The following is a 20,234-nucleotide window of genomic DNA, read 5'->3' on the forward strand; positions in this document are numbered from 1 at the left end:
TCGGTCAACATGCCCGGACGCCATGCTAGTTGGTGATCGATGACGGGCCTGTGACGACGACTTCGGGCATGTTGCGATCAGATGAATTCAGCATCGGTCGGCGCGGGCGCGGCGGTGGTCGACCCGGCGATGATGGACGTGCTCATGGCGGGTGCCGGCCGCGGCGACGTTCGGCCGGAGAACGGCAATTTCGAGTACGCGCTCTATTCGTACTATTTGCAGGCCTGAATTGACCACTCGTACGAGTGATTGCGGGCAGGGCCGAACGGGCGTCAGCATATTTTGACAAAGCGCCGCGTCCGGTGCGCTCATGCTTCGTGCGAAGGGTTCCTCGATGTCGACCGAAACCAGCATTGGTGTTCCTGCGCAGGGGGGCGAGTCGCAGGTGCGGCAGCAGTCCAGCCTGAGCACGGCCGGTGCGCGGAATCTGGCCAGCACCACCAAATCTGCCCCCCAGATGCAGGAGATCAGCTCGCGCTGGCTGCTGCGGATGCTCCCCTGGGTGCAGGTGTCCGGCGGCACGTACCGGGTGAACCGCCGGCTCACCTACGCGGTCGGCGGCGGCCGGGTCGCCTTCGCCCGCACCGGCTCGCGGGTCGCGGTCGTGCCGCCCTCGCTGCGCGAGCTGCCGCTGCTGCGGGAGGTCTCGGACGAGGCACTGCTCGTCGCCCTGGCCGGCGGATTCGAACAGCGCGAGTTCCGGGCCGGCGAGCAGCTGGTGGCCGCGGGAGACCCGGTCGGCGAGCTGCTGCTGATCGCCCACGGCAAGGTCGAGCGGCACGGCACCGGCCGGTACGGCGAGTCCACCGTGCTGGGCTCGCACGCCGACGGCGACCACCTGGGCGACGAGGCGCTGCTGCGGGCGGACGCGGTGTGGCCGGTCGGCCTCCGCGCCACCACCGCCGGCACCCTGCTCGCCCTGCCCCGCGCCGCCTTCGAACGGGTCGCCGACTCCGCGCCCGAGCTGCGCGAGCGCGCCCGGGCCCTCGCCGCGGGCGGCCGGCGCCCGCAGAACAAGCACGGCGAGGCGGCCATCGAGCTCTCGGCGGGCCACGCCGGCGAGCACCGACTGCCCGCCACCTTCGTCGACTACGAACTCGCCCCGCGCGAGTACGAGCTGAGCGTCGCGCAGACGGTGCTGCGGGTGCACACCCGTGTCGCCGATCTCTACAACCAGCCGATGGACCAGACCGAGCACCAGCTGCGGCTCACCGTCGAGGCCCTGCGCGAGCGGCAGGAGCACGAGCTGGTCAACAACCCCGAGTTCGGGCTGCTCACCAACGCGGACCACACCCAGCGCATCCAGACGCACTCCGGCCCGCCCACGCCCGACGACATGGACGACCTGCTCAGCCGCCGCCGCGGCACCCGGTTCTACCTGGCCCACCCCAGGGCGATCGCCGCCTTCGGCCGCGAGTGCAACCGGCGCGGTGTGTACCCCGGTTCGGTGGAGGTCGAGGGCCGACGGGTGCCGGCCTGGCGGGGCGTGCCGATCCTCAGCTGCAACAAGATCCCGATCACCGACGGCGCGAGCTCGATCCTCGCCATGCGCATCGGTGAGGACAGCCAGGGCGCGATCGGCCTGCACCAGACCGGTATCCCCGACGAGTTCGAGCCGAGCCTCTCGGTCCGCTTCGCCGGCATCGACGAGAAGGCCGTCATCTCCTACCTGGTGACCGCCTACTACTCGGCGGCGATCCTCGTACCGGATGCGGTGGGCGTCCTGGAGAACGTCGTCGTGGACGGCCCGCGCGGCTGACCGGACGCACCCGGCAGCGCACCCGCACGAACCAGAGCGGACCAGTACGGCGGACCGGCACAGTCGGACGGACAGAGCCGGACGGACAGAGCCGGACGGACAGAGCAGCGCAGCAGGACACAGCAGCACGGCACGGGCGGACCCGCACGGCCGCCCGTGCCGCCACACCGAGGGGGAGGACCACATGGGGATCTTCGCGCCGGAACGCGACCAGACCGACGGGAACGAGGCCGCCGACGTGCTCGCCCGTGCCCGCAGGACCGTCGACCCGGGCCTGCACGCCGCCATCGACTCCCTGCCGGACTCGATGCGCCGCATCGCCGGCTACCACTTCGGCTGGTGGGAGGCGGACGGCACACCCAGCGCCGCGGACTCCGGCAAGGCGATCCGGCCGGCCCTGGTGCTCGCCGCCACCCAGGCGGCGGGCGGCCGCCCCGGCGCCGCCGTCCGGGCCGCCGCCGCGGTCGAGCTGGTGCACAACTTCACCCTGCTCCACGACGACGTCATCGACCGGGACCGCACCCGACGCCACCGGCCCACCGCCTGGCGGGTGTTCGGCACCACCGAGGCGATCCTGGCCGGCGACGCGATGCACTCGCTGGCCCTCCGGGTGCTCGCCGAGGACACCCACCCCGCCGCCCCGTCCGCCGTCCGCCGGCTCGCCGACTGCGTGGTCGAGCTCTGCGCCGGCCAGCAGGCGGACTGCGCCTTCGAGCAGCGCAGCGACGTCACGCTGGCCGAGTGCCTCGCCATGGCGGAGGGCAAGACGGGCGCGCTGCTCGGCTGCGCCTGCGCCCTCGGCGCGCTCTACGCCGGGGCGGGCGAGGGGGTCGCCGATGTGATGGACGCCTTCGGGCGGGAGATCGGCCTGGCCTTCCAGCTGATCGACGACCTGATCGGCATCTGGGGCGATCCGGCGGTCACCGGCAAGCCCGTCGGTGCCGACCTCGCCGCCCGGAAGAAGTCCCTGCCGGTGGTGTACGCGCTGAGCAGCGGCACACCGGCCGCCGCCGAGCTGGCCGCCCTCTACGCGCTGGACCGCCCGCTCAGCGCCGCCGAGCTGCAGCGGGCCGCCGCCGCGGTGGAGCGCGCCGGCGGCCGCAGCTGGGCCCAGGGCGAGTCCTGCGAGCGGATGGCCTCGGCGATCGCGCACCTCGCGGAAGTCATCCCGGACCCGTCCGAGGCGGACGACCTGCTCGCGCTCGCCGAACTCGTCACCCGCCGCTCGCACTGAGCGGCCCCGCGCCGCCGGCCCCCGTGCCACGGCGGACCCCCGTGCCGCGGACCCCTATGCCGCCGGTCCCTGGGCGGGCCGACCGCCCGGGGGCCGGCCATCAGGCGCTTCAGACCGCCCCGGCGAGGAGCTTCTGCTCCTTCTCCTCGGCGATGCCCAGCGGCGTCGAGCCCTGCATGTACGGGGTGGTGCGGGGGCCGCGGCGCCCGATCCACGCCCAGGTGTCGCGGACGGTCTCTCCGACGGGCCGGCTGTGCAGGCCCGCGGCCCGGGCCCGGGCGGTGCCGGCCTGCCAGATACCGGCCCAGTCCGGCTGGTCGGGCGTCCACAGCGGCAGCTCCGTCCAGGGTGTGACCTCGGCGGCGAGCAGCGCGTCGTCGCCGACGGGCACGAACTCGGCGTCGCTGCCGGTGGCCTCGGCGCAGGCACGCAGCATCGCTCCCATGGTGGTCCCGCCGGCCGGTCCGGTGGTGATGTACCGGCCGGTCCTCCCGTCCTCCAGCAGGCCGAGGCCGAAGGCGGCGAAGTCGCGGGCGTCGATCAGCTGGAGGGCACGGTCCGGGTTGCCGGGGAGGACCACCCGCCCGCCCCGGGCGACCCGCTCCAGCCACCAGAGCAGCCGGCCGACGTTCTCGTGGGGGCCGATCAGCAGGCCGCAGTTGAGCAGGGTGGAGCGCTCGCCGAAGTACTCGGTCACGGCACGTTCGCAGCCGGCCTTGAGGGCGTTGGCGGGCGGCTGGTCCGGCGGGGTGTCGGCCGGGCAGTCGAGGGTGGCGGAGGTCTCGTCGACCGGCCGGCCGGGCCAGTCGGCGAAGGCGTGGACGGAGGAGACGAGGCTGTAGTGGCCGGCCCGGTCGCGCAGCAGCCGGGCGGCCGCGGCGACGGCGTGGGGCTGCTGGCCGGAGGTGTCGACGACGGCGTCCCAGGTGCGGCCCTCGACGAGCCGGGCCAGGTCCTCCGGCACGGTGCGGTCGCCGCGGACGGCCTCGACGCCGGCCTGGTCCGGTCCGGTGACGCCGCGGTTGAAGGTGGTGACCCGGTGGCCGCGGGCGAGGGCGTCCGAGACATAGGCCCGGCCCAGGAAGGACGAGCCGCCCAGAATGAGGATGTTCATACCGGCCACCCTCTCCGGCCGGGTCCGTCCGCACACGGGCGTTCACTCCTGGCGCACCGGGCGGCGGCGTCGGCAGTCGACCGGCCGGGCAGGTCATTAGTCTCACTCCGTACCGATTTGTCCCGACAGGGAGTGTGACGGCATGGGTAACCCGGTCCTGGTGGACGAGGCCACGGTGCGGGGCACGGCGGCGGAGGCGTGGATCTGGGGACTGCCGATGCTGGAGAACTACCGGACGCTGTACGCGCAGGCCGTCGACGACGCCGACCCCCGGTACATCGGCGGTTTCGGGGTCTTCCGCCACTACCCGCACCCCTTCACCCCGGCCAACACCGATGTCGTCACACCCAACAACGACACCCCCTACTCCCCGGCCTGGCTCGACCTGCGGGCCGAACCGTGGGTGCTGGAGGTACCGGCCACCGACCGCTACCACGTCCTGCCGGTGCACGACCTCGACACCTGCTACGTCGGCTTCGTCGGCTCCCGCACCACCGGCGACGGCGCCGGCCGCCACCTGATCGTCGGGCCGGACCACCGCGGCACGCCCGGCGAGGGCTTCGACGGCGTCCTGCACGCCGACACCCGGCTGGTCGGCATCCTCGGCCGGACCTACCTGGCGGGCCCCGAGGACGTCCCGGCCCTGGAGCAGGTCCAGGCCGGCTACCGGCTGAGCCCGCTCAGCGCCCACCTGGGCACCGAACCGCCGCCGCACGCACCCGACCCGATCTGGCCGGTCTGGCGCGAGGAGGTGCTCGACAGCCTGGAGTTCTTCTCCTTCCTCGACTTCCTGCTCGGCTTCTTCCCGGTCCTGCCGACCGACGCCGACCTCCGCCGCCGCCTCGCCGAACTCGGCATCGGAGCCGGCGACTTCGAACCGGCCGCGCTCCCACTGGAGATCCGCGAGGCCATGGCCCGGGGCATCGCCGACGCCCGCGCCAGGCTGGACGCGGCGGTCGCCGAGAGCCACGACTCCACCGCCCTCTTCGGTACCCGGGTCCAGCTGGGCACCGACCACCTGGGGCGGGCGATCGGCGTGATCCGGGGCCTGTACGGGTTGCCGGTCGAGGAGGCCTGGTACACCGGTTGGGTCTCCGAGAGCGGCCCCGACGCGGCGGACGGCCCGCCGCTGGACGGCGCGGCCCACGACTACCTCCTGCGGTTCCCGCCCGGCGGCCTCCCACCCGCCCGGTACTTCTGGTCCGTCACCGTCTACGGCCTCCCCGGGCAGCTCCTGGTCGCCAACCCGATCGACCGGTACGCGATCGGCGACCGCACCCCCGGCCTGACCGCCGACGAGGACGGCGGACTGACCCTCCGGCTGCGCCACGAGCGCCCCGAGGACCCGCGGGGGCAGGCCAACTGGCTGCCCGTGCCGGCCGGCCCGTTCATGGCGGTGCTGCGCGTGTACGGCCCCGACCCCACCGTCCTCGACGGCCGCTGGCCGCGGCCGCCCCTGCTCGCCCGCCCCTGAGCGGCCCGCCGTCGGAGAATGTGCGGCGCAGGCTGTAACGCCGCGGTGCGCCGACCGCGTCCTACAAGGGGGCGGCGGACAGCGGCAGCGGGAGGAGGGGACGGGCATGGCCGGGGGAGGGCCGGGGCGGGCGGGCAAGGACGACGAGTTCCTCGAGTTCGCCGCCACACGGACGAGCCATCTGTACCGTTCCGCCTGCCTGCTGACGGGCGGTGACACCCACCTCGCCGAGGACCTCGTCCAGGAGACGCTCGGCCGGATGTACGCCGTCTGGCGCCCCGGCAGCCGGCGCCCCGGCACGCGCCGGATCGACAACCCCCCGGCCTACGCCCAGGGCGTCCTCTACCGCCTCTTCCTCTCGCACGTCCGCCGGCGCAGCAGCACCGAGCGCCCGGTCGGGGACCTGCCGGAGCAGGCCGCCGCGGACGGCGACTCCTCGCTGCGGGTCACCCTCGTCGAGGCACTCGCCCGGCTCTCCGCGCGGGACCGCGCCGTGCTGGTGCTCCGCTACTGGGAGGACGTCAGCGTGGAGGAGACCGCCGAACTGCTCGGCGCCAGCCCGGGCGCCGTCCGGACACAGACCTCACGGGCCCTCACCCGGCTCCGCGCGCTGATCGGTGACGCCTTGCCCGACCTCGCCCTGCACTGACGATGTCCCGCCCGCGCCCGCGCCCCCGACCACCGAGACCCACCCGATCCGACGGCAGAGACGGTGAACCAGCCATGTCCGACACACCCGACCGGCTTCCCGAGGAGGAGCTCGTCCAGCTCTTCCGGGAGACCGGCGACGGCTTCCTGGCCGACAGCCCGCGGATCGTGCTCGGCGCCGTCGAGCGCGGCAGGGCGCTGCGCCGCCGCCGGGTCGCGTCGGTGCTCGGCGGGACGGCGGCACTGGTCGTGCTCGCGGGCGGCGGCGCGGTACTGGCAGGCCTCCCCGGGCGCGTCGACGGAGTCCGGCCGCTGGACGGCGCCGCGTCGCCGGCCGGGCGCGCGCCGGGCATGACCGACCAGGAGATGGTGGCGGCCCTCACCTCCCACCTCGGCGGCCTGCGGGTCGTCGACGCCCGGGGCACCGGGACGGTCGCCGCCGCCGCGGCGGGGACGACACCGCTGGCGGAGCTCACCGTGGACGACGGCAACGGCCGGCGGGGCATCCGGGCGGCGGTCTGGCGCGACACGGTCCGGACCGTGCTGCAGTCCACCGTCTGTGAGCGGCCCGGCCACTCCGGGATCACCTGCGACCGGACGGTGCTGCCGGACGGCTCCGCCCTGATGACCTGGACGTCCGGCTACCCGGAGACCGGGGCCAAGTCCTGGTGGTGCCTGCTCGCCGCGCCCTCCGGCAAGCGGGTGTCGATCACCGAGTGGAACTCCTCCGAGCCCGGCGGTTCGGGCGGCCGCAACGACCCGCCGCTGCCCGTCCGGGAGCTCCAGATGGTCGCCGCGGACCCGGTCTGGGACCGCGCGGTGGAGGACGGCGGCGGGGGCGCCACGGCCCGGTCCTGAACCCGGGCGGGGCTACGGCCTGGCCGCGTCGGACGGCGGCGGGGAGGCCGTAGCCCCGCCCGCCGCAGGATCGCCGCCGTGGGCCGGGCCGGAGTCCGCGGGGGCGGTCGGCGAGGGGTCGGCCGAGGGGCCGGACGTCCCGCCCCCGGAGCCGCCCCCGGGCGTCCTGGTGCTCCCGCCGCCACCCGTGCCGCTCGGCGGTTCGGGGCTCCGGCCGCCACCGGGCTCGGCGCCGCCGGTGCCGGAACCCGTGCCCGTGCCCGTGCTCGAACCCGTGCCGGGCGCGGTCGGGGCCGGGGTGGGGGAGCCGCTGTCCGCGGGCCCGTCCGGGTGCCCGCCGCGCTGGGTGGGCCCGCCCTCCAGGGTGACCACGGCCTCGGAGGGCGGCAGCGCGATCTTCGCCGTCCAGTGCCCGGCCGGGACCCGCTCCTCGTCCACCGTCACCGTCACGGTGATCCGCTGCCCCGGCTCCAGGGTGCCCTCGTCCCGGCTGAGGCGCAGCCAGTCCACGCCGACCACGGCATGCCAGTGGATCGCGGTGCCGCCGGAGTTGGTGAGCGTGATCACCGTGCGGCTGCCCCACTCGCTGGCCTCCACCGTGAGCCGCCCGGGCCCGGCCGGCAGCGCGGGCGGGGCGGGGACCACCTCGGCGGTGGCCAGCCCCCGGGACCCGTGCGAGGGGACCGGCACCACCGCACCCTCCACCACGGGCAGCAACGTTTCTGCAACCGCACCCGCCAACCGCAGGCCGTCGTCCGCCGCCTCGTCGCCCGGGCCGGGCTCGGCCGGCTGCACCGTCTCGGACGGGTCCGGCGAGAGCCGGGGCGAGTCCACCCGCACCGAGGAGACCGGCGCGGCCGACCCCACGCCCTCGCCGCCGCCCCGGTACGCCGCCCACAGCGCCACCACCGGCGCCGTCAGGACGGCCGCCAGCACACCTGTCGTCACCACCCGCTGCCGCACCAGGGCGAGGCTCGCCGAGGGGGCCCGGTGCCGGGGGAAGCCACGCTGGTCGAAGCGGATCGCCGCCGGACCGGGCTCCGGCGCGGCCAGCCGCCGCCCGGCCGCCGCCCCCGCCAGGAAGGCCGCGCCCGCGGCACCGCCCGGGACCTGCGCCGCCGTCCCGGCCACCCGGACCGTCACCGGCGCCGACAGCAGAGGCAGCCCGGCCAGGCCGGGCTCCGGCGCCGCCGCCACGCGTTCCGCGGTGCCGCGGCAGGTCGGGCAGGCCACCACGTGCTGCACCAGTTCGCGGCGGAGCGCCGGGCCGAGCACCCATCCGCTCCGGCCGTCCGCTCCCGCCCCGCCGAGCTGGGCGAGTTCCGGGCAGTCGCCCGCGGCCAGCACCAGCAGTGCCGCCCGGGTGCGCCCGACCTCGGCGGCCGCGGTCTCCAGCAGTTCCTCGGCGGCCGGTACCGGCAGGGCCAGCACCGCCGCGACCTCACCGGGCGCCAGCCCGTGACGGACGGCCAGCTCCAGCGCCTCGCGCTGCTCGGGGCCGGTGCCGGCCGCCTCCGGCCAGGCCAGCCGGGCGAGCTCCTCGCGGCGCTGGGCGAGGACCGCCGCGCCGGGGGCCCCGCCCCGGCCGATCCCGCCCGCGACCGCGCCGGCCTTCCCGGCGCGGCCCTTCCCGGCGGGGCCCGCGCCGGCGTGCGCCCGCCGTCCGGACGGAACACCGGCGGGGGCGGGCGCCGCGGCGGGCTCGCGCGCGGCGGTGCCGGCGAAGGCGGCGTCCGGCCCGGACTCCAGGCGGCGCAGGCAGCAGTGCCGTGCCAGCGCGTACAGCCAGGCCCGGCGGAGCGCCGGGTCGGCCAGCCGGGCGCCGTGCCGCAGCGCCAGGTCGCGGACCTCGGCCACGGCGGCCACGGCCGCGTCGTGCTCGCACAGGACGGAGAGGCAGTAGGTGAACAGGCCGTCCACATGCTGCCCGTAGGCACGCAGGACCGGCGACCCGGCAGTCACCGGGCTCTCAAGCAAGCTCGTCACGTGTCAGACGGTAGATACGGGATTCGCCCGCTCCGGTGGTTTCCCGGTGCTTGTCCTTCTTTCGGGTAACAGCACCGGCCGGACCGTGACCCCGCGCGCATTCGCCCCGCGCGCCGCCCGGCACCTCCGCGCCCCGGGGCCGCACTCCGGGCCGGGACCCCGGGCCGGACCCCGGGACCGGCGCACCCGGCGGCCGGGCCGGTACCGGTGGTCCGGCCCGCGTTGTCGGACCCACCGGCTACGGTTGGCCGCATGGCAGCCCGCACCAAGACCACCGCCAAGCCGCGCCCGGCGTACCGCTGCACCGAGTGCGGCAACCAGCTCCCCAAGTGGGTGGGCCGCTGCCCGGAGTGCAACTCCTGGGGCACGGTCGAGGAGTACGGCGCCGTCCCGCTGCGGACGACCGCGGCGGGCCCGGTCAGCTCCCCGGCGAAGCCGATCGGCGAGGTCGACGGCCAGGTGGCGACGGCCCGCACCACCGGCGTGCCGGAGCTGGACAGGGTGCTCGGCGGCGGCCTGGTGCCCGGCGCGGTGGTGCTGCTCGCGGGCGAGCCCGGCGTCGGCAAGTCCACCCTGCTGCTCGACGTCGCCGCCAAGGCCGCGAGCGACCGGCACCGCACCCTGTACGTCACCGGTGAGGAGTCCGCCGGCCAGGTCCGGCTCCGCGCGGACCGCATCAACGCGCTCTCCGAGCACCTCTACCTGGCGGCGGAGTCGGACCTCGGGGCGGTGCTCGGCCACATCGAGGCGGTGAACCCGGGGCTGCTGATCCTGGACTCGGTGCAGACCATCGCCTCCGCCGAGCTGGACGGCGCGCCCGGCGGCCCGGCCCAGGTGCGCGAGGTGGCGAACGCGCTGATCAGGGCGTCCAAGCAGCGCGGCATGGCGACCCTGCTGGTCGGCCATGTCACCAAGGACGGCCAGATCGCCGGCCCGCGCCTGCTGGAGCACCTGGTCGACGTGGTGCTCAGCTTCGAGGGCGACCGGCACGCCCGGCTGCGGATCATCCGCGGGGTCAAGAACCGCTACGGCGCGACCGACGAGGTCGGCTGCTTCGAGCTGCACGACGAGGGCATCGCGGGTCTCGCCGACCCGTCCGGGCTCTTCCTGACCAGGCGTGACAAGCCAGTGCCCGGCACCTGCCTGACCGTCACCCTGGAGGGGCGCCGCCCGCTGGTCGCCGAGGTGCAGGCGCTGATGGTGGATTCGCAGATCCCCTCGCCGCGTCGGACGACCTCCGGCCTGGAGTCCCCGCGCATCGCGATGATCCTCGCGGTGGTCGAACGCCACGGCGGGGTGAAGCTGGGCAAGCAGGACATCTACACCGCGACGGTCGGCGGCGTGAAGCTCACCGAGCCCTCCGCGGACCTCGCCATCGCCCTGGCGGTGGCCAGCTCCTCGTCGGACACCCCGCTGCCGAGCAACCTGGTGGCGATCGGCGAGGTCGGCCTGGCGGGCGAGGTGCGCCGGGTGACGGGTGTGCAGCGCCGGCTGGCCGAGGCCCACCGGCTGGGCTTCACCCACGCGCTCGTCCCGCCGGACCCGGGCAAGGTGCCGCCCGGCATGAAGGTGGTCGAGGTGTCGGACATCGGCGAGGCGCTGCGGGCGATCCCGGGCCGCCGTCGGGCCTCCCGGCCGCGCCAGGAGCAGTCCGCGGCGGCGGTCGCCGCACCCCGGGGCAGTGCCGGCGACCCGGCCCGGGCCGCCCTGCAGGCCTACGTTCCGGCCCACCCGGAGGAGCTGATGGAGGGCTGGGAGCCGGTCGGCGCGGACGAACTCGACTGACTCCGGCCCCGCTATTGCCGCACGCAGTTAGACTTTGCCCTGTCTAATGGGCAATTGGTAATCGGTGCAGTAATAAGCGAGAGACCGTCGGGCGCCGCGCCACGCGGTCCGGCTCGACCGGAGGAGTCACGTGGCAGCCAGCGACCGGGCGGACAGGTCCCCCCGCGAGGAGGCCCTGCTGCGGGCCTCCCTCACTGCTATCGCGCCGGGCACGGCGCTGCGGGACGGGCTGGAGCGGGTGCTGCGGGCCAACACCGGCGGGCTCATCGTGCTCGGTTTCGACAAGAGCGTGGAGTCGCTCTGCACCGGCGGTTTCGTGCTGGACGTCGAGTTCACCGCCACCCGCCTGCGCGAGCTGTGCAAGCTCGACGGCGCGGTGATCCTGGACAAGGACATCACCAAGATCGTGCGGGCCGGCGTCCACCTGATGCCGGACTCCGCCATCCCGACCGACGAGACGGGCACCCGGCACCGCACCGCCGAGCGGGTGAACCGGCAGACCGGCTTCCCCGTGGTCGCGGTCTCGCACTCGATGCGCCTGATCGCCATGTACGTCAACGGCAGCCGCCGGGTGCTGGAGGACTCCACGACCGTCCTCTCCCGCGCCAACCAGGCCCTCGCCACCCTGGAGCGCTACAAGCTCCGGCTGGACGAGGTCGCCGGCACGCTCTCCGCGCTGGAGATCGAGGACCTGGTGACCGTCCGCGACGTGGCCGCCGTCGTGCAGCGGCTGGAGATGGTCCGGCTGATCGCGGCCGAGATCGCCGGCTACGTGCTGGAGCTCGGCACCGACGGTCGGCTGCTCTCGCTCCAGCTGGACGAGCTGATCGCCGGCGTGGAGCCGGAGCGCGAGCTCGTCGCCCGGGACTACTTCCCGGAGCGGGCCGCCAAGAAGGGCCGTACGGTCACCGAGGTGCTGGCCGACCTGGAGGCGCTGACCCACGCCGAGCTGCTCGACCTGCAGACTGTGGTCAAGGCGCTCGGCTACTCGGGCTCGCTGGAGTCGCTGGACTCGGCGGTCTCGCCGCGCGGCTACCGGCTGCTCGCCAAGGTGCCCCGGCTGCCGAACACCGTGATCGAGCGGCTGGTGGAGCACTTCGGCGGGCTGCAGAAGCTGCTGGCCGCCAGCATCGACGACCTGCAGACGGTCGAGGGCGTCGGCGAGACCCGGGCCCGTTCGGTGCGCGAGGGGCTCTCCCGCCTCGCCGAGTCGTCCATCCTGGAGCGGTACGTCTGACGCCCGCGCGGCCCCGACCGGGGTCGACGCACCGCCGGCCCGTCCGGTGGGGCGGACGGGCCGGGCTGCTGATCACTACTCTCCCTCTCGTCAGGGTCGCGTCAAAGAGGCTTTCCCGACAACGCACAGGCTTCACACAGGCGTGCGGTTTTCGGGGCGGTGAACCGGGACGTACCGGTGCAGACCGCCGTCGCCGACACGCGCCCGTGACGCCGGGTCGGACGGCCGACACGCGCCCGTCACGCGGCGCACCGCGGCGCCGTCCGAAAACCGCCGTCCGGCGGCCCGCCGGAGGTGCGGAGCCACCGTCCGGTGACACGAAACGGCCCGCCCCCGAGGTGTCGGGGGCGGGCCGTTCGAGTGCCGGGAGCTCAGTCCTCCAGGCGGATGGACGTGCGGGCCGAGACCGGGCCGCCGGACGGGCCGGACAGGTCCGCCTGGACCAGGTAGTTGCCGGGCCCGGCGGCCGTGCCGTCGGCGGAGGCGCACTGCGGCTTGCTGCGGGTGCGGTTCCAGGTGAAGTTCTCGGTCAGACCGGCGCCGGCCGCCAGCTGCACCCAGGTCGGCTGGCGGCTCGCCGGGCAGTCGCCGGAGGACCAGACCCGCTCGCCGGAGCTGGCGGTGACGGTCAGCGTCGAGGCCGTGCGGCCGAGGTCGACCCGGCAGCCCGCGCCCGAGGTGTTGCGGACGGTCAGCGAGAACCGCGGCTTGACCTTGACGGTGTACGAGTTGAGGCCGCTCGCCAGCTCCAGCGAGACCTGGGAGGCCGCGCACGCCGGAAGGGCCATCACCTCGGTCGTGTTGGTGGGCGGCTGGCCGCCGCCGGTGCCGCCGCTCCCGGTGCCGCCGGCAGCGGAGCCGTCGGAACCGCCGGCGGTGCTGCCGGTGCCGTCCGAACTCCCGCCGCCCGTACCGCCGGTGGAGAGACTGACGTCCCCGCCCCCGGTGCCGGTCGGGCTCCCGGTGGTGCCGCCGGTGCCACCCGGGCGCGAGGTGATGGCCGAGCCGGAAGGGCTGGCCCCGGGCGTGATCGACTGGACCGGGGCGGCCTGCGCGGTCTTCTTCCGGTCCTCCGCGTCCTTGTCGCCCGAGCCGGCGAGGAGCCAGGCCACCAGCGCGGCGACGACGGCCAGCGCGGCGAGCACGACGAGACGCCGTCGCCAGTAGATCGAGGCCGGCAACGGTCCCACGGGTTGACGCAGAGAGGGCACGCGCAAACTCTACGAGACTGTGTGCACCCGTTGATGCATCAACACTGTACGGGGATCACTTCCTTCACATGATCCGCCATTTGCTCCGGACGGGCGAGGACGGTTCGGGTCATTTCCGGTCCTGTCCCGGCCCTCTGCCGCGCCCTATAGTCTCGTCATGGCGATCGAGCAGCGCAGCGACCCCGACCCGGCCCGCATCCTCGCCGAGGCGCGCCGCGCCTTCTTCGTGATGTTCGCATTCCTCTGCGCCGTGTGGGCCGTGCAACTCGTCAACTGGCTCGGCGACTACGCGCTCACCCTCGACTTCGGCATCCGCTCGCACCGCGCCGAGCGGCTCCCGGACGTTCTCGCCGCGCCCTTCCTGCACGTGAACTGGCAGCACGTGGAGAGCAATTCGGGCCCGCTGTTCGTCTTCGGGTTCCTCGCCGCGTACCGCGGGGTGCGGAAGTTCCTCGGCCTGACCCTGCTGGTGGCACTGACCAGCGGCGCCACGGTCTGGCTGTTCGAGCGCGAGCAGGTCGTGACGGTCGGCGCCAGTGGGCTGGTCTTCGGCTACTTCGGCTACGTGGTGCTGCGCGGCCTGATCGACCGGAACCTCATCGACAGCCTGGTCGGCCTGGTGATGGCCGCCTCGTTCGCCTACATCCTCACCACCGCCGTCCCCGGTACCCCCGGCGTGAGCTGGCTGGGGCACCTCGGCGGGCTGGTCGGCGGCCTGCTCGGCGCCTGGCTGCTGCGCGACCGCGCCGCCCGTGCCGCGCGCCCGGCCCGCACGGCAGGTGCCGGCAGGGGGGTCCCCGAGGGCCGCGCCGACGGTGCGGCCGTGCCCGCGCAGGGCGGTACGGCCGGACACCTGCCGGAGAGCCCGCGGGCCGCGCTGCTCAAGGAGTTGGACGACCTCGGGCTGTGACCCGCCGGGCCCGGCACCCGCGGCCCCGGCCCGGCAGCCTCCCCCGGCGTGGGAGGATCGGCAGTGCCATGGTTGCCATCGACACCACTCCCTCCCGGCTGCACTCCACCGTCATCGGCTGGTACGAGGCCAACGCACGCGACCTGCCCTGGCGGGCCCCGACCGCCACGCCCTGGGCGGTGATGGTCAGCGAGTTCATGCTCCAGCAGACCCCGGTGAAGCGGGTGCTGCCGGCCTGGGCGGCCTGGATGGAACGCTGGCCCAGCCCGGCGGACCTGGCCGCCGACGCACCCGGCGAGGCCGTCCGGATGTGGGGCCGGCTCGGCTACCCGCGGCGCGCGCTGCGGCTGCACGGCGCCGCCGTGGCGATCACCGAGCAGCACGGCGGGCAGGTCCCGGAGGACCACGCGGCGCTGCTGGCCCTGCCCGGGGTGGGCGAGTACACCGCGGCCGCGGTGGCGTCGTTCGCGTTCCGGCAGCGGCACGTGGTGCTGGACACCAATGTCCGACGGGTGTTCGCCCGGGCGGTGACGGGGGTGGAGTACCCGGCCCAGGCCACCACCGCCGCCGAGCGCCGGACGGCCGCCGCGTACCTGCCCGACGCCGCCGAGCGGGCGGCGACCTGGGCGGTCGCGGTGATGGAGCTCGGCGCGCTGGTCTGCACCGCCCGCGGCCCCGAGTGCGAGGGCTGCCCGCTGTTCGCGGACTGCGCCTGGCAGCGGGCCGGCCGCCCGCCGTACGAGGGCCCGGCCCGCCGCGGGCAGACCTACGAGGGCACCGACCGCCAGGTCCGCGGCAAGCTGCTGGCCGTGCTGCGCGAGGCGCACGGCGAGGTGCCGCAGGCCCGGCTGGACGCCGTCTGGCCGGACGCCGTGCAGCGGGCCCGCGCCCTGGACGGGCTGGTCGCCGACGGCCTGGTGGAGCCGGTGGCGCAGGGCGTCTACCGGCTGCCGCACTGAGCACACCGACGACACTGGCGCCGCCGACGACACCGACGACAACGCGAAGGGCCCTCCCGGCACGTGCCGGGAGGGCCCTGTCACTGCGCGGGGATCAGACCGCTTCGAGCTGGGTCTCGGGCTTCTGCGTGCCCGCGCCGCGCAGCGGCACCTCGCGCAGGAAGACCGCCGCGGCGACCGCGACCAGGCTGATCACGGCGCCCCACAGGAACACGGTGTGCATGCCGTTGGAGACGGCGTGGTGGTAGGCGTCCTGGACGTTCGCCGGCTGCCTGCGCAGCGCCTCGGGGCCCATCTGGCCGAGCTTGGCGCTCGCGCCGCCGCCCGCGCCGGCGAGGCGCTCCTTCATGGTCGCGGTGACCTGGTGGGTGAAGAGCGCGCCGAACAGCGCCACACCGATCGAGCCGCCGATGGTGCGGAACAGCGTGGCGGTGGACGAGGCCACGCCCATGTCCTTCAGCTCGACGCTGTTCTGCGCGACCAGCATGGTCACCTGCATCAGGAAGCCCATGCCGGCGCCCAGCACGACCATCCAGCAGGCCGAGGTGAACCGGCTGGTGTCGGTGCCGAGGGTGGAGAGCAGCAGCGAGCCGCCGGCCATCACCGCGGTGCCGACGATCGGGTAGATCCGGTACTTGCCGGTCTTGGTGATGGCCTGGCCGACCACCAGCGAGATCACCAGCATGCCGAACATCATCGGCATCAGCAGCAGGCCGGAGTTGGTCGCCGAGGCGCCCTGCACCGTCTGCTGGTAGAGCGGCAGGAAGGTCACGGCGCCGAACATCGCGAAACCGACGATGAAGCCGATCACCGAGACCATGGCGAAGTTGCGGTTCTTGAAGAGCGTCAGCGGCAGCATCGGCTCCTCGACCCGCTGCTCGACGTAGCAGAAGCCGATCAGGGTGGCGGCGGCGAGCGCGCCCAGGCCCAGGATCTGCTTGGAGCCCCAGGCGTACTCCTGGCCGCCCCAGGTGGTGAGGAGCACGAGCGAGGTGATGCCGACCGTCAGCAGCAGCGCGCCCAGGTAGTCGATCCGGGCCGTGGAGCGGATGCTGGGCAGCTTCAGGGTGATCACGATGAAGGCCAGCGCGAGCACGCCGAGCGGCAGGTTGATGTAGAACGTCCAGCGCCAGCTCAGGTGGTCGGTGATGAAGCCGCCAATCAGCGGGCCGCCGATGGTGGCGAGCGCCATGACCGCGGCGAACATGCCCTGGTACTTGCCGCGGTCGCGCGGCGCGACCAGCGCACCCATGATCGACATCACGCCGACCATCAGACCGCCGGCGCCGAGGCCCTGCACGGCACGGAAGGCGATCAGCTGGCCCATCGAACCGGACAGTCCGGAGAGCGCGGAACCGGCCAGGAAGATCGCGATCGACAGGACGAAGGTGCCCTTGCGGCCGTACAGGTCGCCCAGCTTGCCCCAGATCGGGGTGGAGGCCGCGGTCGCCAGGGTGTAGGCGGTGACCACCCAGGAGAGGTGTTCGGCGCCGCCGAGCTCGCCGACGATGGTGGGCATCGCGGTGCCGACGATCAGGTTGTCGAGCATGGCGAGCAGCATCGCGACGACGAGGCCGATCATCACCAGCCGGATCTCGCGCGGGGAGCGGGGGAGGACGTCGGCCGCCTCCGCGGTGTCGGCTGCGGGTCCGTCCGCAGCTTTTTCTACCTGGTGTGCCATCGAGATTCTCCCCGGAGAGCGGCTGGGCCGCGTGGTTCGCGACCTACTTACTTGACGACCGGCTAGTTGTCCGGCGCGTGGCACGGTAAGTTGTCCCCCACCCGGGCGTCAAGCCGGTTTCGGCGGACCGCCCCCGGGCAGGGAGAATGAACCCCAGGGGCGCGCCGCAAGCCGGTGCGCGCCCGCCACCCCACCGGAGCCACGAGGCAGGCCACCCACCGATGAGTACGACCCAGAGCCCCCGCAGCGACACCCGAGCGCGCATCATCGAGGTGGCCCTGGAACTCTTCGCCGCACAGGGGTACGAGAAGACCTCACTGCGCGAGATCGCCGACCGCCTCGGGGTCACCAAGGCCGCGCTCTACTACCACTTCAAGACCAAGGACGACATCGTCCACGGCATCGTCGAGTCCATGGCCGCCCCGATAGACGAGGCGATCAGCTGGGGCCGCGACCGGACCTGGTCCCCCCAGATGCGCGACGAGCTGGTGCGGCGCTTCGCCGCCGGCATGGCCGACCGCGCGCCGCTGCTGCGCTTCTTCCACGAGAACCAGCCCGCGCTGCGGGACTCCGCGGCCGGCTCCGAGTTCAAGGACCGGATGCTGGCGATGATCGGGCTCATCCAGGGCCCGGGCGCCACCTTCCGCGAGCGGCTGCGCGCCACCGTGGCGCTCTTCTCGATCAACTCGGCGCTGTTCCTGCTCAAGCAGGACCACGTGGAGCCCGGCGAGGACTGCCCGGCCGGGGCGCGGACGGAGCAGCCGAGCCTCGCCGAGGCCATGCAGGCCGCCGTGGAGCTCGCGCTGGAGATAGCGTCCGGGATCGAGCCGGCGGCCGCGGGCACCGGCGCCTGACGGCCCCCTCGGGGGCCGCCGCCGGGCGGATCAGAAGTTCCGGGCGCCGTGGGCCCAGAGGTACTTCACCGGGTCGATCACGGCGCCGTACCGGTTGGCGGTGCGGATCTCGAAGTGCAGGTGCGGGCCGGTCGAGTTGCCGGTGTTGCCGGACAGGCCGACCCGGTCCCCGGCGTGCATCTTCTGGCCCGCGTGCACGCCGAGCTTCGACATGTGCGCGTACTGGGCGAAGTGGCCGTCCGAGAGCTTCAGCACGACCTGGTTGCCGTACGCGCCGGCCCAGCCGGCCGAGACCACGGTGGCGTCGCCGACGGCCACCAGCGGGGTGCCCGGGCGGACGGCGAAGTCCACACCGGTGTGGAAACCGGCCGCGTAGCTGTGGTTCGTCTTGTGGTACGGGTTGCTGGTCGGCGCACCGGGCGCCGGCGAGGACCAGCCGGGCTGCGCCGGGGCGGGGGCCTGCTGCGGCTGGGCCTGCTGCTGGGCGGGCTGCTGCGGCTGGGCGGGCTGCGGGGCGGCCTGCTGCGGCTGCGGCTGGGCGGCGGGCTGCTGGGGCTGCTCGGCCGGCGGCTGCGCGAGGTTGTGCGCCACCGCGACGGAGTCCTGCGCGTCGACCGAGCGCGGCTGCTTGTAGGTGCTCGGCGCGGCCACCTGCACCACCCGGGTCTCCTGCTGCGGGGCCGCGGCGGCGGTGAACACCGAGCTGCCCGGCACCGTCGGGTGGACGGTCGCCTGCGCCGCGGCGTGGCCCGGCAGCAGCAGCGCACCCAGCGCCAGCGCGGCGACACCGCCCGAGGCCACCTTCGCCCGGTTCCGCAGCAGCGGCGAGGCCGCCGCCCGGACGCCCGACAGCGAGTCCGTCGTGGTGCCCGGCAGGCTGCCGTTCAGCGCGCGGGAGGTCAGCGAACGGGCGTTGAGCAGGGCCGCGGCGGTGCCGGCGGAGGCCGTGCGGACGAAACGACGGGTGGCGTCGGAGAACGAAGGCATGGTGGCTTGACCTCGCGGAAGGGGGCGGTGCGCAGCGGAGCCGCACGGCTCCCTGGCGGGGACCACTCCGGTGTAATCGCTCCGCCGGGCGGGCCCAAACGGTGTGACCTACGACGGCCCGTCGTGGTGGACACCCGTCGCGCTCCGGCGGGCCCGCCGTCCCCGGCCGTGGCGGCCCGCCGCACTACTACCCGCTCTCGTACCGGGGCCGGAGCCTGTGACCACCGCCACCGCAGTACCCCGGCAGGCGGCCGCCAATCGTGACCCTGGTCACTGCCCCGACGGGCCGGAGGAGGACCGCAGGAGACGCAGTACGGCAACTTCCCGTCCTGATCGGTCCATCCGGAGCGCCGGGCGCCGATCCGGGCGAGGATCGGACCGTGAACGAGGAACTCCAGCAGCGGCGCTTCGCCGCCTACCGGTCCTGCGACCGGCTGCTCTCGGGCAGTCGGCCGGTCAGCCTCCGCGAGCGGTCGGCGGCGCTCGCCGCCGACGCCGACCAGGTGTACGACCTCGACCAGCGGCCCGACGTGTACGGCGACGGCGTCGTCCGCGCCCTGGAGCAGCGGACGGCGGCACTGCTCGGCCGGGAGGCGGCGGTGTTCTTCCCGACCGGCACCATGGCCCAGCAGGTGGCGCTGCGCTACTGGGCGGACCGCACCGGCAGCGCGGTGGTGGCGATGCATCCGCTCGCCCACCCGGAGCGGCACGAGCGGCGGGCCCTCACCCGGCTCACCGGGCTGCACACCGTCTGGCCGACCGTCGCGCCCCGGCTGCCCACCCCGGCCGAACTGCGCACCTGCGAGGAGCACTTCGGCACCCTGATGCTGGAACTCCCGCTGCGGGACGCCGGCTTCGTCCTGCCGACCTGGGAGGAGCTGGTGGAGACGGTCGCCGCCGCCCGCGAACTCGGCGCCCGGGTGCACCTCGACGGCGCCCGGCTCTGGGAGTCGACCGTCCGCCTCGGGCGCCCGCTGCCGGAGATCGCCGCACTGGCGGACTCCGTGTACGTCTCCTGCTACAAGTCGCTGGGCGGGCTCAGCGGGGCCCTGCTGGCCGGCGACGAGGCCTTCGCCCGGGAGGCCCGGGTGTGGCAGCACCGGTACGGCGGGAAGCTCTTCCAGCAGTGGCCCGCGGCACTCTCCGCGCTCGTCGGCCTGGAGCGCGAACTGCCGCGCCTGCCGCGGTACGTGGCGCACGCCCGGACGGTCGCCGCGGCGCTGGCCGAGGTGCCGGGCGCCCGCGTCCACCCGCTGCCCCCGCACACCCACCAGTTCCGGCTCTGGCTGCCGTACACCGCGGACGCGCTCACCGAGGCGACCCTGCGGCTCGCCGAGGAGCAGGGCATCGCGCTGTTCGGCTTCTGGGACGAGCCCGGCGCGCCCGGCCTCGCGATGACCGAGGTGACGGTGGGCGCCGCCGCCCTGGAGTGGACGGCCCAGGACGTCGGCAAGGCGATGGCGGCCCTGCTCGCGCTGCTCTGATCCGGTCGCCCGAACGCACGTCGGCCCGGTTCCTCCCGCCGGAGGAACCGGGC

The 20,234-nt window shown here is 74.7% G+C and carries 17 protein-coding genes; 12 read left to right on the plus strand and 5 right to left on the minus strand.

The genetic code is table 11. From position 1 onward, the window contains the following. Positions 1 to 81 precede the first annotated feature (81 nt). From AB0P35_RS05230 to AB0P35_RS05240, 3 genes are all read left to right on the plus strand, one after another. A complete protein-coding gene (locus tag AB0P35_RS05230) occupies positions 82 to 228 on the plus strand; it encodes a hypothetical protein (RefSeq protein WP_179419451.1) in 147 nt (48 codons plus the stop codon). Between the two features lie 106 nt (positions 229 to 334). Further along, a complete protein-coding gene (locus AB0P35_RS05235; RefSeq protein WP_363506707.1) occupies positions 335 to 1,759 on the plus strand; it encodes a family 2B encapsulin nanocompartment shell protein in 1,425 nt (474 codons plus the stop codon). 184 nt (positions 1,760 to 1,943) lie between these two features. Further along, the gene (locus tag AB0P35_RS05240; RefSeq protein WP_363506710.1) at positions 1,944 to 2,993 is read left to right on the plus strand and encodes a family 2 encapsulin nanocompartment cargo protein polyprenyl transferase; all 1,050 of its coding nucleotides are present in this window, start codon (positions 1,944 to 1,946) and stop codon (positions 2,991 to 2,993) included. Between the two features lie 109 nt (positions 2,994 to 3,102). Here the strand turns inward: AB0P35_RS05240 and AB0P35_RS05245 are convergent, their stop codons facing one another. After that, positions 3,103 to 4,107 carry an NAD-dependent epimerase/dehydratase family protein gene (locus AB0P35_RS05245; protein ID WP_363506713.1) on the minus strand — a complete coding sequence of 335 codons (1,005 nt, stop codon included), beginning with the start codon at positions 4,105 to 4,107 and terminating at the stop codon, positions 3,103 to 3,105. 142 nt (positions 4,108 to 4,249) lie between these two features. Here AB0P35_RS05245 and AB0P35_RS05250 point away from each other — a divergent pair, with 142 nt between their 5' ends. The 3 genes from AB0P35_RS05250 (at position 4,250) to AB0P35_RS05260 (ending at position 7,087) form a co-directional block, all read left to right on the plus strand. Next, positions 4,250 to 5,581 carry a DUF1254 domain-containing protein gene (locus tag AB0P35_RS05250; RefSeq protein ID WP_363506716.1) on the plus strand — a complete coding sequence of 444 codons (1,332 nt, stop codon included), beginning with the start codon at positions 4,250 to 4,252 and terminating at the stop codon, positions 5,579 to 5,581. A gap of 106 nt (positions 5,582 to 5,687) precedes the next feature. Further along, on the plus strand, positions 5,688 to 6,230 hold the full coding sequence (locus AB0P35_RS05255; protein WP_363506719.1) for a SigE family RNA polymerase sigma factor: 543 nt from the start codon (positions 5,688 to 5,690) through the stop codon (positions 6,228 to 6,230). Between the two features lie 74 nt (positions 6,231 to 6,304). Beyond that, complete coding sequence (locus AB0P35_RS05260; RefSeq protein WP_363506722.1) at positions 6,305 to 7,087, plus strand: hypothetical protein; 783 nt, start codon at positions 6,305 to 6,307, stop codon at positions 7,085 to 7,087. Positions 7,088 to 7,099: 12 nt separating this feature from the next. On the opposite strand, the gene AB0P35_RS05265 is transcribed toward AB0P35_RS05260, so the two are convergent. Then, on the minus strand, positions 7,100 to 9,073 hold the full coding sequence (locus AB0P35_RS05265; protein WP_363506725.1) for a sigma-70 family RNA polymerase sigma factor: 1,974 nt from the start codon (positions 9,071 to 9,073) through the stop codon (positions 7,100 to 7,102). 252 nt (positions 9,074 to 9,325) lie between these two features. Between AB0P35_RS05265 and radA the strand changes: the two genes are divergently transcribed. After that, positions 9,326 to 10,858, plus strand: a complete 1,533-nt coding sequence (gene radA / locus AB0P35_RS05270) for a DNA repair protein RadA (RefSeq protein WP_363506728.1) — start codon at positions 9,326 to 9,328, stop codon at positions 10,856 to 10,858. A 178-nt stretch (positions 10,859 to 11,036) separates the two neighbouring features. Then, positions 11,037 to 12,095, plus strand: a complete 1,059-nt coding sequence (gene disA, locus AB0P35_RS05275) for a DNA integrity scanning diadenylate cyclase DisA (RefSeq protein ID WP_030267789.1) — start codon at positions 11,037 to 11,039, stop codon at positions 12,093 to 12,095. Between the two features lie 371 nt (positions 12,096 to 12,466). On the opposite strand, the gene AB0P35_RS05280 is transcribed toward disA, so the two are convergent. Further along, entirely contained in the window at positions 12,467 to 13,285 is an 819-nt protein-coding gene (locus AB0P35_RS05280) for a hypothetical protein (protein WP_363506731.1), read from the minus strand. Between the two features lie 178 nt (positions 13,286 to 13,463). Here AB0P35_RS05280 and AB0P35_RS05285 point away from each other — a divergent pair, with 178 nt between their 5' ends. After that, the gene (locus tag AB0P35_RS05285; RefSeq protein ID WP_363506734.1) at positions 13,464 to 14,216 is read left to right on the plus strand and encodes a rhomboid family intramembrane serine protease; all 753 of its coding nucleotides are present in this window, start codon (positions 13,464 to 13,466) and stop codon (positions 14,214 to 14,216) included. 68 nt (positions 14,217 to 14,284) lie between these two features. Further along, on the plus strand, positions 14,285 to 15,175 hold the full coding sequence (locus AB0P35_RS05290) for an A/G-specific adenine glycosylase (RefSeq protein WP_363506737.1): 891 nt from the start codon (positions 14,285 to 14,287) through the stop codon (positions 15,173 to 15,175). A gap of 94 nt (positions 15,176 to 15,269) precedes the next feature. Here AB0P35_RS05290 and AB0P35_RS05295 read toward each other — a convergent pair whose 3' ends face one another. Beyond that, complete coding sequence (locus AB0P35_RS05295) at positions 15,270 to 16,856, minus strand: MDR family MFS transporter (RefSeq protein WP_363506740.1); 1,587 nt, start codon at positions 16,854 to 16,856, stop codon at positions 15,270 to 15,272. 221 nt (positions 16,857 to 17,077) lie between these two features. Here AB0P35_RS05295 and AB0P35_RS05300 point away from each other — a divergent pair, with 221 nt between their 5' ends. After that, positions 17,078 to 17,710, plus strand: a complete 633-nt coding sequence (locus AB0P35_RS05300; protein ID WP_363506743.1) for a helix-turn-helix domain-containing protein — start codon at positions 17,078 to 17,080, stop codon at positions 17,708 to 17,710. A 30-nt stretch (positions 17,711 to 17,740) separates the two neighbouring features. On the opposite strand, the gene AB0P35_RS05305 is transcribed toward AB0P35_RS05300, so the two are convergent. Beyond that, positions 17,741 to 18,697, minus strand: a complete 957-nt coding sequence (locus AB0P35_RS05305) for a M23 family metallopeptidase (RefSeq protein WP_363506746.1) — start codon at positions 18,695 to 18,697, stop codon at positions 17,741 to 17,743. Positions 18,698 to 19,077: 380 nt separating this feature from the next. On the opposite strand from AB0P35_RS05305, the gene AB0P35_RS05310 reads away from it, so the two are divergent. Next, on the plus strand, positions 19,078 to 20,181 hold the full coding sequence (locus tag AB0P35_RS05310; protein ID WP_363506749.1) for a beta-eliminating lyase-related protein: 1,104 nt from the start codon (positions 19,078 to 19,080) through the stop codon (positions 20,179 to 20,181). Positions 20,182 to 20,234 lie beyond the last annotated feature (53 nt).

Origin of the sequence: Kitasatospora sp. NPDC085879 (assembly GCF_040686255.1) — a bacterium.
Taxonomy (GTDB): Bacteria; Actinomycetota; Actinomycetes; order Streptomycetales; family Streptomycetaceae; genus Kitasatospora.